The sequence below is a fragment of the Alkalibacterium psychrotolerans genome, assembly GCF_054784355.1.
The window spans coordinates 1-15,061 of record NZ_BAAGPH010000127.1; the positions used below are offsets into that span (position 1 = coordinate 1).

Below are 15,061 nucleotides of genomic sequence, written 5' to 3' on the forward strand. Positions count from 1 at the left end.
ATAACATAGAGTGTGCTCTTTTTGTATATTTTTTTCTTCACCCAACGGGTGAAGAAGGAATAGAGTGATAAACCTTATCAAAGCGGGATAAATGCCTGTTCTGACAAGGTACTATGAATTATTCAGGTTCAATTTCACACTAAATTAAAAAACCGAACCTTTTTCGATTTCTATTATTAGAATATCGAAAAAGGTTCGGTTTTTTGTATCATTGTACTATATAGGGAGCATAAAACAACTTATTTGAATTTAAGTAATGGCTCGATTATTATGAAAAACTACCTGATATTATAGATTACTGTTGAATATTTATATCCTTCTTAATTTATGATATAAAAAAAGAATAAGCTGTCAGTTTGTTTTTTTTTCACATATTCAATTTTTTTCATCAGATTAATTGACAACGCTTTATTTATTGATATAATAGTCATATATAAATAACGGTATATTTAACTATGACTGATACTTTAGGGAATAAGGTGTTATTGTGAATGATAAGCAAAGAATGATACAGGAATATGTCCCAGGGAAACAGGTTACATTGGCACATGTCATTGCAAATCCTGACAAGCATTTATACACCAAGTTAGGCTTGCCTCTAAGCAGCAACAGTGATGCAATTGGTATCTTAACTATCACTCCCAGTGAAGCTTCAATCATAGCTGCTGATATTGCGACTAAGTCCGCTGATATTCAAATAGGATTTGTCGATCGATTCAGTGGGTCAGTAGTGTTTACAGGTACAGTTGGGGCGGTTGAAGCTTCACTATCAGATGTGCTTACAAGTTTGGGGAAAATTTTGGGAATGTCAGATGTCAGAATCACTAGAACATAAAAGAAAGAGGAGGATCAAACATATTTTTGTTTAACATCGATGAAAGGTGTGGCAAAATGAAAAAAATTGTGATAGTCGACGAAGACTTAGCAACTATGGATATGATCAAAAACTTACTTATGGAAGAAGTTTACACAATAAGTGGAGTTGGAAAAGACGGTTTTGCAGCTCTCGAATTGTGTAAGAAAGAAAAACCAGACATACTGATAATCAATTTAAAACTTCCGGTTTTGAACGGGATAACAGCTTCGAGAAAAGTAATTGCAGAGAATAATGTAAAAGGTGTCATTTTTCTATGTGATAACGATTCAGAAATCAACAAAGAAAATTTTGAAAAGATCAAAAGCAGAAAAATGATAGGCTGGCTGTCAAAACCTATACAGAAGGAGGTTTTAATCTCGACCTTGTATCTGGGCAGTGAACAAACCTCTGTAATTGAACAGCTTGAATCTGAAGTGAAAAAGGCTAATAAAAAGTTATTCGAAAGAAAAATAATAGAAAAAGCTAAAGGCTTGCTCATGGAGGAACAGCAGTTAAGCGAACCAGAAGCGTATAGATTTATTCAAAACCTGAGTATGCAGAAGCGCACATCTATGGTGGAAATAGCGGATATCATATTACTAGGAGTTTAAAATTAAAAATAACTGCAAGTGATGTAACTTGTGGTAAAAGCAAAGATGCTTAAAAAATGACTTTCAGAGTCGTTTTTTAAGCATCTTTGCTTTTTGATTGGAGGGATAGATATAGCGATATAAAAAGGTAATAGGTAATGTTTGATAAAACGATGTGGTGCATACTTATAAAAGCACACAACAACATTTAAAGGAGGAGCAATATGTCGCAGGAAGCATTAGGAATGATCGAGACAAAAGGATTGATCGGCTCAATCGAAGCAGCAGATGCAATGGTAAAAGCTGCTAACGTCACATTGATTGGCAACGAAAAAATTGGATCTGGTCTGGTTACAATAATGGTAAGAGGTGATGTGGGTGCAGTGAAGGCTGCAGTAGATGCCGGAATAACTGCTGCCGAAAGAGTTGGAACGGTAGTATCAAGCTATGTTATTCCAAGACCACATACGGATGTTGAAAAAATCTTACCTGTCAAAGGTGATGATGACAAATGAATAGTCAAGATCAATTGATAAACAGTATTTTAAGTAGAGTAATGGACAAAATAGATAATAATAACGAGCAGAACATTTTCTCGAAAGGAGATTTAACTATGGCGAATAACGCAAGCGGTTTAACAGAATATATCGGATCAACAAAAACTGGGGATACAATCGGTTTAGTTATTGCAAATGTAGACTCACAGTTACTGGATGCAATGAAATTGGAAAAATCATATCGATCCATTGGTATTATAGGTGCAAGGACGGGTGCCGGGCCTCATATTATGGCTGCTGATGAAGCGGTTAAGGCTACAAATACAGAAATCGTTCTAATAGAATTGCCTCGTGATACTAAAGGCGGTGCCGGTCACGGCTCTCTGATCGTTTTTGGTGGAGAGGATGTATCTGACGTCAAACGGGCTGTTGAAGTGACCCTTCAAGAAGTGGAAAGAACATTTGGAGATGTCTATGCGAACGATGCTGGACATCTGGAATTGCAGTACACAGCTCGAGCCAGCTATGCCATCAATAAAGCATTTGGGGCACCAGTTGGGAAGTCATTCGGATTGATCGTAGGTGCTCCAGCAGCAATAGGGCTGGTTATGGCAGATGCGGCCGTAAAATCTGCTAATGTCGAGGTCGTGGGCTATGGATCACCCGGTAATGGAGGCACCAGCTACTCAAATGAAGCAATCTTACAGATTACAGGAGATTCTGGTGCAGTTCGTCAGGCAGTTATCTCTGCGAGAGAAATTGGTAAGAAAATGCTGTCCAGTCTAGGAGATGAACCTACCAGTAGTGCTTCATCATACATTTAACAGGAGGTAGTAAATATGAAGTCAAAACGATTTGAAGCTTTAGCGAACAGACCGGTCAACAAGGACGGATTTGTAAAAGAATGGATCGAAGAAGGATTTGTTGCAATGGACAGTCCAAAGGATCCTAAACCAAGCATCCGCATTGAAAACGGAGAAATAGTGGAGCTGGATGGAAAACGTAAAGAAGATTTCGACTTAATCGATAGTTTCATTGCAGCGTATGGTATTAACAAAGAAAATGCTGAAAAAGTCGTCAAGATGAGTTCTCAGGAATTAGCTAACAAACTTGTGAACCCTAATATTTCGCGTTCAGATTTAATTGAGCTTACCTCAGCGATGACTCCTGCTAAGGTGTGTGAAGTTGTCAGCTATATGAACGTAGTAGAAATGATGATGGCTGTCCAAAAAATGAGATCTAGAAAAAAACCAGCGACCCAGTCACATATTACCAATGTACGAGACAATCCGGTTCTGCTGGCAGCAGATGCAGCTGAAGGGGCATTTAGAGGTTTTGATGAACAAGAAACGACTACTGCAGTTGCCCGCTATGCTCCCTTGAATGCCATTAGTATTATGATTGGATCAAATATAGGAAAACCTGGAACTATGACACAATGCGCTTCTGAAGAAGCTACAGAACTAAACTTAGGTATGCGAGGATTCACTGCTTATGCAGAAACTATCTCAGTTTACGGGACAGAAGACGTTTTTACAGATGGTGACGACACCCCATGGTCTAAAGGATTTTTAGCTTCTGCTTATGCTTCTCGAGGTATAAAGATGCGTTTTACTTCCGGTACAGGATCAGAAGTGCAGATGGGATTTGCTGAAGGGAAGTCCATGTTATATCTTGAGGCAAGATGTATCTTCCTGACTAAGGCTGCTGGTGTACAAGGCTTACAAAACGGCTCCATCAGTTGTATTGGTATCCCTGCCGCTGTTCCGTCAGGTATCCGTGCTGTTCTGGGAGAAAATCTTATTACAGCGATGATGGATCTGGAGAACGCTTCAGGAAATGATCAGACATTCTCTCACTCCGATATGCGTCGTACTGCGAGATTAATGATGCAGTTCTTACCAGGAACAGATTATATATCTTCTGGCTATTCTGCTACACCGAACTACGATAATATGTTCGCCGGATCGAATACAGATGCTGAAGATTTTGATGATTATAATGTTATCCAGCGAGATCTGAGAGTAAACGGTGGGTTACAACCTGTTACAGAAGAAGATGTTGTGCGTGTAAGAAATAAAGCAGCCAGAGCAATTCAAGCTGTGTTTGACTATCTGGGACTGCCGGCCATAACAGAAGAAGAAATCGAAGCGGCTACTTATGCACATGGAACGAAAGATGTGCCTCACCGTAATGTCGTTGAAGATTTAAAAGGTGCAACAGATATCTTGAATAGAGGAATTACAGGATTGGATATAGTAAAAGGACTGGCTGAAAACAACTTTAAAGATGTGGCGGAAAGTGTGCTGAACCAATTGAAACAGCGTACAGCAGGTGACTTCCTGCAAACTGCCTCAATTTTTGATAAAGACTGGAATGTCATTTCAGCCGTCAATGCTCCTAATGACTATGCCGGGCCTGGTACAGGGTACCGTTTAGACGGAGAAGATTGGGAAAAAATCAAAAATATTCCAAACGCAATTGACCCTAGAGATATTTAGGAGGAGGGATAAACATGACAGAAATTAATGAAAATTTATTACGAACAATTATTGAAGAGGTAATTCGTGAAATGGGAGACAGTAGCGATAAAGTGTCTTTCAAACAGCAGAAAACAGGAGTACCTGCTAATGAAGAAGACTGGCTTAAAAATAGCGGTGAAGCCCAATCCGGCACATCTGAAGATGAAGTAGTCATTGCAGTTGCCCCAGCTTTTGCAGCATCTCAAACAACGAATATTGTCGGTGTTCCCCATAAGGAAATCATCAGACAGATCGTAGCCGGAGTTGAAGAAGAAGGATTAAATGCCCGACTGATCAAAGTTTATAAAACATCCGATGTTGCATTTGCTTCAGTTGAAGGAGACCGTTTGTCAGGGTCCGGGATATCCATCGGATTGCAGTCCAAAGGAACAGCGGTTATTCATCAACGTGAACTGCAGCCACTGTCGAATCTGGAGCTGTTCCCACAGGCGCCGCTATTAACTTTAGAAACTTATCGTGCGATCGGAAAAAATGCAGCTAAATACGCAAAAGGCGAATCACCTACACCAGTGGAAACACTCAATGATCAGATGGCTCGTCCTAGATACCAGGCATTGTCTGCTTTACTGCATATCAAGGAAACTAAAGAAATAAGAAAAGGTACAAATGCACAAGAATTTACTATAAATATATAAGGAAGTGAAATTATGACTACAGAAGTTGAAAACATGGTTAGAAAAATTCTGGAAGATATGAACAATGGGAATACAACTACAACGGTTTCATCATCCACTAGCAAATCAGGTTCAGCTAAACAATCTGATTTTGGAAATGTCACTGTTAAAGATTACCCGATCGCCCAGAAACATCCGGAATGGGTAAAATCATCAACTGGAAAAACATTTAAAGATATTACTCTAGAGAACGTTATGAATGGCAACATTAAGCCGCAGGATGTCCGAATAACTGCCGATATTTTAAAAGCACAGGGAGATATCGCTAAAAGTGCAGGACGTCCGGCAATTACAAATAACTTTTCAAGAGCATCAGAGCTGACATTAGTACCGGATGAACGAGTTTTGGAGATTTATAACATGTTACGTCCTTACCGTGCGACTAAACAAGACCTAATGGATATTGCAAAAGAACTCGAATCGCAATATGATGCGAAAGTTACTGCAAACTTCATTCGTGAAGCAGCTGAAAACTACGAGAAACGCAAGAAATTAAAAGGTGACAACTGACAAATAAAGGAGAGAAATCTATGCATAGAATTGTTGGTGTGGATATTGGGAATTCTTCAACTGAAGCTGCGTTAGCAGAGGTGACACCAACGGGGAAAGTCAATTTTCTGAGTTCCTCCATTGCCAATACCACGGGTATAAAAGGAACCAGGAAAAATTTACATGGAATCTATGACTCCTTGAATATTTTATTGAAAAAAACAGACTTGACTATTAAAGACATCGATTTGATTCGTATAAATGAAGCTACTCCGGTTATAGGAGATGTAGCGATGGAAAACATTACGGAGACTATCATTACTGAATCTACTATGATAGGGCATAATCCAAAAACACCAGGAGGGATAGGTCTCGGAATCGGAGAGACTGTCTCTATCCTGGAATTATTGAATAAGCCTATGGAAGATATATTATATATAGTGGTTGTACCGAAATCTGTAGACTTTTCTTTAGTTGCTCAATTGATCAATGCCTATGAAACAAAGGGATATAGTATCGCTGGAGCTATTCTACAGGCAGATGATGGAGTACTGGTAAATAATCGTCTGAACAGACAAATTCCTATAGTTGACGAAATATCATTCATTGATAAAGTGCCGATGGGTATGCTGGCAGCGGTTGAAGTCGTAGAGCAGGGGAAAGTGATATCTCAACTATCTAATCCCTATGGTATTGCAACAGTATTCAATCTTTCGCCGGAAGACACAAAGAATATTGTTCCTATCGCAAGAGCACTGATAGGAAATCGTTCAGCAGTTGTCATCAAAACGCCTAAAGGGGATGTCCAGGCCAGAACGATTCCAGCTGGAACGATCAGTATTTATGAAAATAGCAGAATTCATACAGTAGATGTTTCAGATGGTTCCGAAAGAATCATGTCTCTTGTATCCTCTTTGGATCACATCGATAATGTGATCGGTGAATCAGGAACTAACGTCGGCGGGATGCTTGAGAAAGTGAGAGCAACTATGGCAGATCTGACAGATAAGGAAATGTCGGATGTGTACATCCAGGATTTACTGGCTGTCGATACATTTGTCCCTTTAGATGTCAGAGGCGGACTTGCTGGCGAGTACTCAATGGAACAGGCAGTTGGAATTGCATCTATGGTCAAATCCGACCATCTTCAAATGTTCATCATAGCGAATGAAATTGAGAAAAAGTACAATGTCCCTGTTGAAATTGGTGGAGCTGAGGCAGAATCAGCTATCATGGGAGCTATTACTACACCTGGAACCGATACACCTTTAGCTATTTTAGATTTAGGTGCTGGTTCGACAGATGCCTCTATCATTAACAATCAGGGGAAAATCGTTTCAAATCATCTAGCCGGAGCAGGCGATATGGTGACAATGATAATAGATTCAGAATTAGGGCTTGAGGATAAGTATCTTGCTGAAGATATCAAGAAATATCCGTTGGCAAAGGTTGAAAGTGTCTTTCATATTCGTCATGAAGATGGAAGTGTTCAGTTTTTCAACGAACCACTGTCCCCTAATCTCTTTGCACGAGTGGTAATTGTAAAACCAGACGGGTTTTTACCTATTCCTTTAGAAGAATCGATTGAAAAAATAAGAATTGTGAGACAGACAGCAAAAGAACGTGTTTTCGTGACAAATACTATACGAGCACTGACAAAAGTAAGTCCTACTGGGAACATAAGAGATATTCCATTTGTTGTAATAGTAGGGGGATCTGCTCTGGATTTTGAAATTCCACAGCTAGTTACAGATGCTCTTTCAAAACATGCATTAGTTGCTGGAAGAGGGAACATTCGTGGTGAAGAGGGCCCACGAAATGCTGTCGCTACAGGACTGATACTATCTTACCTGAAAGAGAGGAAGTGAACTATGTCGCTCGTAGAAACTCAAAGACCAGAAATCATCATCAGTCTTCAAAAGATCGTAGATGACGAAACATTAAGTGAAATTTTGTTCGGAATCGAGGAAGAAGGAATTCCTTATTCTATTATCAGAAATGAGAACACGCCTGCAGTAGAAGCAGCACATGACGCAGCACTGAAATCAAAACTTTCAGTTGGAATCGGATGTTCTGATAGAGAAGTTGTAGTTCATCAGAAAAATTTGAAACTGGAAAATTTTTTCTTTAAAATTTCGGACTATCAATCTAAATCTCCGGAATTAAAGCGAACTTTGGGGTGTAACGCGGCCAGGTTAGTGAAAGGAAATATATTCAAAGTAGAAAAAGAGTTGGAGGTGTCATTTTGAACGATGCACTCGGTTTAATAGAAGTTAAGGGACTGTCATCAGCTGTCAATGTGGCAGATACCATGCTGAAAGTTGCATCAGTAGAACTGTTAGGAATTGAAAAGGCTAATGGATTTGGCTGGATGACAATCAAAGTATCTGGAAATGTCGGGGCTGTAAAAGCTTCTGTAGATTCTGGTACTGCTAAAGCGAAAGAGTCTGACGCATTTGTTTCATCAATAGTCATCCCAAGACCTGCTGAAGGGATAAAAGACCCATTCTTAAAAATGAAACAGCCAGAGGATTCATCAGTAGTAACAGGAGATAAGTATAAACCAGAAAAAAAATCTTCAAAACAGACTGTTAAGGATGAAGAGTCCGAAGAAAAGAAGAAAGATGATAAAGAAACACTTAAGGTAACGAGTGTAAAATCAGATTCAAAGCAGACTGAAAAGCCTGACAGTGGCAATAAAAGTGCAACAGCGTCCGGTAAAGATGAAAATGGAACGTCGAGCAATGAAGTAGTGAAAAAAAATTTCAATAAACCTAAAGATTCCAGTAGACAAAAACCCAAGACTAAAAGGACTGTTTCCAGAAGTGAATCGTCTAAGAAAGACAGGGAAGATACCAGCAAGACCGATCAGAAAAGGTTGACTAATAAAACGAATTAAGGAGATGAATATCAATGAATAACGCATTAGGTATGGTCGAAACAAAAGGACTGGTGGCAGCGATCGAAGCTGCTGATGCAATGGTCAAAGCAGCAAATGTCAGCTTGGAAGGGTATGAGAAAATCGGATCAGGATTGGTGACGGTTATGGTAAGAGGAGATGTTGGTGCAGTCAAAGCGGCAACAGACGCTGGAGCTTCAGCAGCTCAAAGCGTAGGAGAACTGGTATCGATTCATGTGATTCCTCGTCCACATAACGACGTAGAGAAAATTCTGCCTAAGAAATAAGGATTTCAATGTATGTATATTCTGAAAGGGTGGATAAAATGAATAATGCACTAGGTATGATTGAAACAAAAGGACTGGTGGCAGCAATCGAAGCTGCTGATGCAATGGTCAAAGCAGCAAATGTCAGTCTGGAAGGGTATGAGAAAATCGGATCAGGTTTAGTAACAATCATGGTAAGAGGAGACGTCGGGGCAGTAAAAGCAGCAACCGATGCTGGAGCAGCCGCCGCCCGAAACGTAGGGGAACTGGTATCGATCCATGTGATTCCTCGACCACATAATGATGTAGAAAAAATTATTTCTAATAAGAATGATGTAAATGGATAGACAGCATCTAAAACAACTGGTTAAAGAAGTTATAATTGAAATGACGAAGCCTGAGATTCCAATAGGGATTTCCAATCGTCACGTTCACTTAAAACAAGAGGACTTTGACAAGTTATTTCCTGACGAAGCTGTAAAGAAGAAAAAAGATCTTAAACAACCGGGTGAATATGCAGCAGAACAGACTGTGACTCTTGTTGGTCCAAAAGGAGAAATTCCTAATGTTCGTCTGCTTGCGCCGCTAAGGTCTTTCAGTCAGGTTGAAATATCTAAGACCGATTCTTTCACACTAGGAATCGACGCCCCGATAAGTCTTTCAGGTGATTTAAGTCAGGCTGTTGAAGTTACCTTGAAGACCAAAGAGGGGTCACTACCTATCAAGGGATGCATTATAGCTAAGCGTCATATCCATATGAGTGAACAGGATGCTGAAATATTTAATGTGAAAAAAGGAGACCTTGTTAAAGTAGAAGTGGACACACCACAACGCAAAACAATTTATGAAGATGTAGTTGTAAGACCTCATAAGGCCTTTGTATTAGAAATGCATATCGATACAGACGAAGCAAATGCAGCCAACGTCTCTCCATCTACAAAATGTAGAATCATATAAGCAAATACGGTCAGGAGGTGGTAAGATGCAGGAGATTGAACTGGCGAATCAAGTTTTGAACAAATTTAATGAAATTGTTAATACCGGCAGAGCGTATCCTTTTGACAAAACAAAAAAAATTAAAATTGGGGTCGATCTAGGAACCTCTTCTATTGTACTTGTTGTACTTGATAATGAGAACCAGCCGGTCTATGGCTCCTTTAGGTACGCTGATGTTATTCGTGATGGCCTGGTTGTCGACTATATTCGCTCTGTGGATATTGTTAGGACTCTCAAAGCAGAAGCTGAAAAGGTACTTGGCATCTCATTAGCAAAAGCTGCAGGAGCTGTACCACCGGGCACTATTGGAAAAAATAAATCAGTTGTCAAATATGTCATTGAAAGCGCCGATATGGAGGTAGAGGACATAGTGGACGAACCGACTGCTGCTTCTTGCCTCCTGAAAATTAACAATGGTGCTGTAGTTGATGTGGGAGGCGGGACAACAGGAATCAGTACTTTTATAAATGGAGAAGTTCAAAATGTATTTGACGAACCGACTGGTGGGACACATATGACACTGGTACTGGCAGGATATAATGGAATATCTTTTGAAGAAGCTGAGAAGTTGAAACGGAAAAAATGCAAGGAAGAAGAGAATTTTCTAGTGATTCGTCCTGTAGTAGAAAAAATGGCTGACATCACACAGAAGGCTTTGCAAAGTAATGGAAATAAGTCTAATTATCCAATTTACATTGTCGGCGGAGCATCAAATTTCTCTGACTTTTCCGATACTTTTTCCAACTATCTAGATAGACCTGTCTTAAAAACGGCTTATCCTCAATTTGTAACGCCTATAGGAATTGCAATGAGTTGCGGAAAAGAGGTAGATTAATGAATGATATTGTTAATAGGGTCATTAGTTTACTGAAAAAGCGAGAAAATAGTGTACTGACGTATGACTTTAAAGTTAAAAATCCTTATTCTAAAGAAGATTTTTTAAAAAATCAGGTCATTCATATTAGAGAAATGAATGTAATAATTCTGCATAAACTATTGAACTTGGAAGAGAATCATTTTGTTTCATGGGTTTTGGATGGTCTTCAATATGGAATCGATTTCCATTTTCATTTGTCTTCTTCGATGTACCAGCTGATTCCACTTGAACTCACAAAATGGCCGATACAAATATATAATGAAAAAAATCAGAAAATCATCATTTGTTCAGAGAAAGCTATCACTTATCAGAGGATGATGAGCTTTACAGATGGTTCTATATTAATTAGGACACAATCTCAAATCATTACAGCATTAGCAGATGAAGCAAGAGAAAAAAAACAAATCAATGTTATTGAAAGGTTCTGATTGCATGCAAATTGGCAAAGTTATAGGCAGTTTGGTGTCAACACAGAAAGATGAGTCTCTGGTTGGCAAGAAGCTTATGGTCGTGCGTATTATCAATAGTGATTCGAGTGAAACTGATCAGGAAGAAGTGGCTGTTGACACAGTCGGAGCTGGAATTGGTGAGTATGTGCTCCTCACAAGAGGAGCGGCTGCCAGAAAAGTCTTTTCTTCTAGTGCAGATGCTGTGGACAGCGCAATTATCGGGATTTTAGATAGTATCGAAAAGTGAGGTGAGATTATGGGAATCTACACTAAGACCGGGGATAAAGGTGAAACCAGTTTATTTGACGGATCCAGAGTAAAAAAATATTCAGACAGGGTCAATACGTATGGCACTATGGATGAGTTGAACTCATTTATTAGTTTGGCAGAGAAAATGGTGAACAGAACTGAAACTAGAGATATTCTAGTAAAAATTCAAAAAACAATGTTTCTCGTTTCTGCTGAAATTGCAACAACAAATATGAGTAAACTCAAAAATAAAAGCGATATCATTGAAGCAGACCATATTGAATTTTTAGAACAAGTGATAGATATATTCTCAAAAGAGCTGCCTAAAGTTACTAGCTTTGTATTGCCCGGTAAATGCGTTTCAGCTGCTCAATTACACGTAGCACGCACCGTCTGCAGAAGGGCAGAACGAGAACTGATCCAATTATCACAGACAGAGACTATTCGTTCTGAACTAATTATGTATTTAAATCGTCTGTCAGACTGTCTTTACATTCTTGCAAGAATAGAAGATGAAGATGATTATATTAAAAAAATTATAAAAAAGGTATCAGAACAGTATGAAAAGGCAGTTAATGATCCTACTCAAAAAACAGAAGCTCAAAATAAAAATCTTTATAGTCAAGCAAGGGAAATGATGGATAAAGCAGTAAATAAAGCGAAAGAGTTAGATATTCCAGTAACGATTGCAGTGGTAGATGATTCCGGGAGACGGATCGCTGAATTTCGTATGGAAGATGCATTATTAGTTAGTCTAGATTTGGCAGTTCGAAAAGCATATACAGCAGTTGCGATGAAGTCTCCTACTCATGAGTTAAAGGATATCACGCAGCCTGAAGCAGATTTATACCAGCTAGAAAGTAACACAGAAGGTAAAATCGTCTCATTCGGTGGAGGCTTACCCATTTATTCAAACGGTAAAATCATCGGGGCTATAGGAGTGAGTGGTGGATCTGTAGAAGAAGACATACTTATTGCAGAAGCTAGCATTTGCTGAGAGAGGAAGGGTCTTTTTAATGGAGAATAAAAAAGAAATAGAAATATTAATTCGGAGTGTTATAAAAGAAATCAGGGAAAATGATGCCATAAATTTCAGCTCCGAAAGGACTTCAAATGGCGATGGGATTTTTAAACAAGTTGATTCAGCAGTTCAGGCTGCCAAGCGTGCCCAAATTTCATATGCTAGTTGTTCATTGGATACACGAAAAAAATTAATTGAGGCTATTCGACTGGAATTGAGACCTTTTGCTGAGGATATTGCACAAAAAACTGTCGATGAAACTGGGATGGGAAGAGTAGAGGATAAGATCACTAAAATCATTTTGTCTCTGAATAAAACACCTGGAACAGAAGATTTGGTAAGTGAAACGATAACAGGGGCAAATGGGATGAAGTTATGCGAACTGACTCCATATGGAGTGATTGGAGCGGTTACCCCGAGTACAAATCCGCCTTCCACAGTGATAAATAATGCTATTGGGATGTTAGCAGCAGGAAACAGCGTTTTTTTTAGTGTACATCCTGGAGCCAAAAAAGTATCCTGTTGGCTGGTAAGTAAAATAAACGAAATTGCCCGTAATGTAACAGGAATCAATAATCTAATAGTCACTATTGAGGAACCGACAATTGAGACAGCCCAGGAAATGATGGAACATCCAGATATTGCAATTTTAGTCGTAACTGGAGGACCAGGTGTGGTCAGACAAGCATTAAAAAGTGGTAAAAAGACAATCGGTGCAGGAGCTGGAAATCCACCAGTTTTAGTTGATGAAACAGCGGATATCAATAAAGCCGGGAGTGACATTGTATGGGGAGCGAGCTTTGATAATAATATACTATGTACTGCTGAGAAAAGCGTTGTAGTGGTAGAGGCTGTTGCGGCTCAGTTGACTGACAGCATGGAAGCTGCGGGGGCATATGTTGTCAAAAATGAAACTGATATTAAGAAATTACTGGATATGACATTGACAGAAAAAGGACCCAACAAGAAATACATTGGAAAAGATGCAAGTATTATATTAGATGATGCTGATCTGCCATACAAGGGATCTCCTAGACTGATCATTATGAAAACAAATAAAAATCATCCTTTTGTTATACAGGAAATGCTGATGCCTATAGTACCTGTAGTTACAGTTGATGATTTTGAAGAAGCAATGGAAACAGTGTATAAGATTGAGCAGAATCTCAAGCATACTGCAACAATGCATTCTCAGAATCTCACAAGAATCAATCAGCTGGCAAAAAAGATGAACACCTCTTTATTTGTTGTGAATGGCCCTTCCTTCGCCGGTCTGGGAGCCTTCGGTGAAGGTCCGACTACATTTACTATAGCAACTCCAACAGGGGAAGGAACAACTTCTGCTCGTCATTTTGCTAGAAAAAGAAGAATGGCTATCACGAGTGGATTTTCTTTGAAATAGGAAGCGAGGAGAAGGAATGAATGTATGGAGTTTGTCTACAAAAGTATTTACGGGAATTGACAGTCTTGAGAGATTGAAAAGTTTAAAAAAGAAATCAATTTTCATAGTGTGCGACCCATTTCTTATAGGCTCTTTAATATTTAAAGAAATAATTACTTTACTGATAGAAAAAGATAATCAGCTACAAGTATATTCAAAAGTGACACCGGATCCCCCAATTACCGAAGTTGTCCAGTGTATGGATGAAATGCAAGGATTTAGACCAGAAGTTGTACTAGCCATAGGGGGAGGTTCAGCTATTGATCTGACTAAAGGTGTCATCTTTTTTTCAGAAAAAATTTCTTCTGTACCAATAGAAAAATTCGTTGTCATTCCGACAACCAGCGGAACAGGGTCTGAAGTGACTAGTGTATCTGTCATAACAGATAATAAGAATGATATTAAATACCCTCTAGTGGATAATAGTATGCTTCCTGATGAAGCTATTTTGAATCCTAAACTAGTGCTCTCATCTCCGCCTAAAGTAACGGCATACAGCGGGATGGATGTTCTGACGCATGCTCTGGAAGCACTGGTAGCGAAAAATGCTGATACGTATACGGACGCATTGGCTGAAAAAGCAATCGAGATTATCTTTGAAGAATTGGTTCGATGCTATGAAAATGGGGATGATCTTGAAAGTAGATTGCTGATGCATGAAGCTTCCTGTTTGGCAGGAATGTCCTTTAATCTAGCAGGTCTAGGTATCTCTCATGCTTTAGCTCATCAGGTTGGCGGAAAATTGCATGTTCCTCATGGATTAGCCAATACAATGTTATTGCCTCATGTAGTTAAATTAAATGCCAGAAATGAGAACGCCAAAAAGAAATATGTTCGGATAATGAAAAGATTGAAACCTGATAAGAATATCGGTTCTGAGGATATGTTGATCGAAAATCTATCTCACAGTATCAAAAGCTTGGCAATCCAACTAGATTGTCCTTTAAGTCTAACGGATTTTGGAATAGAAAAATCTCTATCCAAGAAGTATTTAGATGAAGTAATCAGGAATGCAAAAAAAGATTTTACTTTCAAAACAAATCCAGTGGAACCTTCAGATCAAGAATTAGGTGGAATTTACACATCTATTCACTAGTGTTGCATTAAACTGAAAATTATCGATGCTTGTCTATTGTTAATTAAATCACAATGAGTTTTCGTTAAAAATTTCAAAAAAGTCAAATGCTGGCGCAGCGGATGACTTTTTCCAGAAT

The 15,061-nt window shown here is 38.9% G+C and carries 19 protein-coding genes; all 19 read left to right on the top strand.

Features of this window, described 5'->3' with window-relative positions; all coding sequences use genetic code 11:
• Nucleotides 1-487 precede the first annotated feature (487 nt).
• The 19 genes from eutS to ACYVLS_RS10280 all read left to right on the top strand — a co-directional run bounded on the left by eutS (nt 488) and on the right by ACYVLS_RS10280 (nt 14,943).
• The gene (gene eutS / locus ACYVLS_RS10190) at nt 488-835 is read left to right on the top strand and encodes an ethanolamine utilization microcompartment protein EutS (RefSeq protein ID WP_460324184.1); all 348 of its coding nucleotides are present in this window, start codon (nt 488-490) and stop codon (nt 833-835) included.
• 56 nt (nt 836-891) lie between these two features.
• Complete coding sequence (locus ACYVLS_RS10195) at nt 892-1,467, top strand: ANTAR domain-containing response regulator (protein ID WP_460324186.1); 576 nt, start codon at nt 892-894, stop codon at nt 1,465-1,467.
• 203 nt (nt 1,468-1,670) lie between these two features.
• Nucleotides 1,671-1,961 (top strand): BMC domain-containing protein, encoded by a 291-nt coding sequence (locus ACYVLS_RS10200; protein WP_346023843.1) that lies wholly within the window; start codon nt 1,671-1,673, stop codon nt 1,959-1,961.
• Nucleotides 1,958-2,767, top strand: coding sequence for a propanediol utilization microcompartment protein PduB (gene pduB, locus ACYVLS_RS10205; protein WP_346023842.1), 810 nt, complete (start codon nt 1,958-1,960; stop codon nt 2,765-2,767). The genes ACYVLS_RS10200 and pduB overlap by 4 nt, the downstream gene beginning before the upstream one ends.
• Before the next feature lie 15 nt (nt 2,768-2,782).
• Nucleotides 2,783-4,444, top strand: coding sequence for a propanediol/glycerol family dehydratase large subunit (locus ACYVLS_RS10210; protein ID WP_460324188.1), 1,662 nt, complete (start codon nt 2,783-2,785; stop codon nt 4,442-4,444).
• Between the two features lie 14 nt (nt 4,445-4,458).
• Entirely contained in the window at nt 4,459-5,121 is a 663-nt protein-coding gene (locus ACYVLS_RS10215) for a propanediol/glycerol family dehydratase medium subunit (protein ID WP_346023840.1), read from the top strand.
• A 12-nt stretch (nt 5,122-5,133) separates the two neighbouring features.
• A complete protein-coding gene (locus tag ACYVLS_RS10220; protein ID WP_346023839.1) occupies nt 5,134-5,670 on the top strand; it encodes a diol dehydratase small subunit in 537 nt (178 codons plus the stop codon).
• Nucleotides 5,671-5,690: 20 nt separating this feature from the next.
• Nucleotides 5,691-7,517: a diol dehydratase reactivase subunit alpha gene (locus ACYVLS_RS10225; RefSeq protein ID WP_460324191.1), complete on the top strand. Its 1,827-nt coding sequence runs from the start codon at nt 5,691-5,693 to the stop codon at nt 7,515-7,517.
• Between the two features lie 3 nt (nt 7,518-7,520).
• Nucleotides 7,521-7,898 (top strand): glycerol dehydratase reactivase beta/small subunit family protein, encoded by a 378-nt coding sequence (locus ACYVLS_RS10230; protein WP_460324193.1) that lies wholly within the window; start codon nt 7,521-7,523, stop codon nt 7,896-7,898.
• Nucleotides 7,895-8,548, top strand: coding sequence for a BMC domain-containing protein (locus ACYVLS_RS10235; protein WP_460324195.1), 654 nt, complete (start codon nt 7,895-7,897; stop codon nt 8,546-8,548). Before ACYVLS_RS10230 ends, ACYVLS_RS10235 begins: the two co-directional genes overlap by 4 nt.
• A gap of 14 nt (nt 8,549-8,562) precedes the next feature.
• Nucleotides 8,563-8,835: an ethanolamine utilization microcompartment protein EutM gene (gene eutM, locus ACYVLS_RS10240; protein ID WP_346023835.1), complete on the top strand. Its 273-nt coding sequence runs from the start codon at nt 8,563-8,565 to the stop codon at nt 8,833-8,835.
• A 38-nt stretch (nt 8,836-8,873) separates the two neighbouring features.
• The gene (locus tag ACYVLS_RS10245) at nt 8,874-9,161 is read left to right on the top strand and encodes a BMC domain-containing protein (RefSeq protein ID WP_346023834.1); all 288 of its coding nucleotides are present in this window, start codon (nt 8,874-8,876) and stop codon (nt 9,159-9,161) included.
• On the top strand, nt 9,154-9,771 hold the full coding sequence (locus ACYVLS_RS10250; RefSeq protein WP_346023833.1) for a phosphate propanoyltransferase: 618 nt from the start codon (nt 9,154-9,156) through the stop codon (nt 9,769-9,771). Before ACYVLS_RS10245 ends, ACYVLS_RS10250 begins: the two co-directional genes overlap by 8 nt.
• Nucleotides 9,772-9,796: 25 nt before the next feature.
• On the top strand, nt 9,797-10,645 hold the full coding sequence (gene eutJ, locus ACYVLS_RS10255; protein ID WP_346023832.1) for an ethanolamine utilization protein EutJ: 849 nt from the start codon (nt 9,797-9,799) through the stop codon (nt 10,643-10,645).
• On the top strand, nt 10,645-11,115 hold the full coding sequence (gene pduM / locus ACYVLS_RS10260; RefSeq protein ID WP_346023831.1) for a PduM family microcompartment protein: 471 nt from the start codon (nt 10,645-10,647) through the stop codon (nt 11,113-11,115). The genes eutJ and pduM overlap by 1 nt, the downstream gene beginning before the upstream one ends.
• 4 nt (nt 11,116-11,119) lie before the next feature.
• On the top strand, nt 11,120-11,383 hold the full coding sequence (locus tag ACYVLS_RS10265) for a EutN/CcmL family microcompartment protein (protein WP_346023830.1): 264 nt from the start codon (nt 11,120-11,122) through the stop codon (nt 11,381-11,383).
• 9 nt (nt 11,384-11,392) lie between these two features.
• On the top strand, nt 11,393-12,382 hold the full coding sequence (locus ACYVLS_RS10270) for a cob(I)yrinic acid a,c-diamide adenosyltransferase (protein WP_346023829.1): 990 nt from the start codon (nt 11,393-11,395) through the stop codon (nt 12,380-12,382).
• A 19-nt stretch (nt 12,383-12,401) separates the two neighbouring features.
• Nucleotides 12,402-13,808, top strand: a complete 1,407-nt coding sequence (locus ACYVLS_RS10275) for an aldehyde dehydrogenase family protein (RefSeq protein WP_346023828.1) — start codon at nt 12,402-12,404, stop codon at nt 13,806-13,808.
• 16 nt (nt 13,809-13,824) lie between these two features.
• Nucleotides 13,825-14,943 (top strand): 1-propanol dehydrogenase PduQ, encoded by a 1,119-nt coding sequence (locus ACYVLS_RS10280; protein WP_460324200.1) that lies wholly within the window; start codon nt 13,825-13,827, stop codon nt 14,941-14,943.
• Nucleotides 14,944-15,061: the final 118 nt, after the last annotated feature.

Excerpts from the sequence above, each read along its gene's own strand:
- ACYVLS_RS10195 (WP_460324186.1), top strand. The coding sequence starts at position 892 with ATGAAAAAAATTGTGATAGTCGACGAAGACTTAGCAACTATGGATATG.
- ACYVLS_RS10200 (WP_346023843.1), top strand. The coding sequence starts at position 1,671 with ATGTCGCAGGAAGCATTAGGAATGATCGAGACAAAAGGATTGATCGGC.
- pduB (WP_346023842.1), top strand. The coding sequence starts at position 1,958 with ATGAATAGTCAAGATCAATTGATAAACAGTATTTTAAGTAGAGTAATG.
- ACYVLS_RS10210 (WP_460324188.1), top strand. The coding sequence starts at position 2,783 with ATGAAGTCAAAACGATTTGAAGCTTTAGCGAACAGACCGGTCAACAAG.
- ACYVLS_RS10215 (WP_346023840.1), top strand. The coding sequence starts at position 4,459 with ATGACAGAAATTAATGAAAATTTATTACGAACAATTATTGAAGAGGTA.
- ACYVLS_RS10220 (WP_346023839.1), top strand. The coding sequence starts at position 5,134 with ATGACTACAGAAGTTGAAAACATGGTTAGAAAAATTCTGGAAGATATG.
- ACYVLS_RS10225 (WP_460324191.1), top strand. The coding sequence starts at position 5,691 with ATGCATAGAATTGTTGGTGTGGATATTGGGAATTCTTCAACTGAAGCT.
- ACYVLS_RS10230 (WP_460324193.1), top strand. The coding sequence starts at position 7,521 with ATGTCGCTCGTAGAAACTCAAAGACCAGAAATCATCATCAGTCTTCAA.
- eutM (WP_346023835.1), top strand. The coding sequence starts at position 8,563 with ATGAATAACGCATTAGGTATGGTCGAAACAAAAGGACTGGTGGCAGCG.
- ACYVLS_RS10245 (WP_346023834.1), top strand. The coding sequence starts at position 8,874 with ATGAATAATGCACTAGGTATGATTGAAACAAAAGGACTGGTGGCAGCA.
- ACYVLS_RS10250 (WP_346023833.1), top strand. The coding sequence starts at position 9,154 with ATGGATAGACAGCATCTAAAACAACTGGTTAAAGAAGTTATAATTGAA.
- eutJ (WP_346023832.1), top strand. The coding sequence starts at position 9,797 with ATGCAGGAGATTGAACTGGCGAATCAAGTTTTGAACAAATTTAATGAA.
- pduM (WP_346023831.1), top strand. The coding sequence starts at position 10,645 with ATGAATGATATTGTTAATAGGGTCATTAGTTTACTGAAAAAGCGAGAA.
- ACYVLS_RS10265 (WP_346023830.1), top strand. The coding sequence starts at position 11,120 with ATGCAAATTGGCAAAGTTATAGGCAGTTTGGTGTCAACACAGAAAGAT.
- ACYVLS_RS10270 (WP_346023829.1), top strand. The coding sequence starts at position 11,393 with ATGGGAATCTACACTAAGACCGGGGATAAAGGTGAAACCAGTTTATTT.
- ACYVLS_RS10275 (WP_346023828.1), top strand. The coding sequence starts at position 12,402 with ATGGAGAATAAAAAAGAAATAGAAATATTAATTCGGAGTGTTATAAAA.
- ACYVLS_RS10280 (WP_460324200.1), top strand. The coding sequence starts at position 13,825 with ATGAATGTATGGAGTTTGTCTACAAAAGTATTTACGGGAATTGACAGT.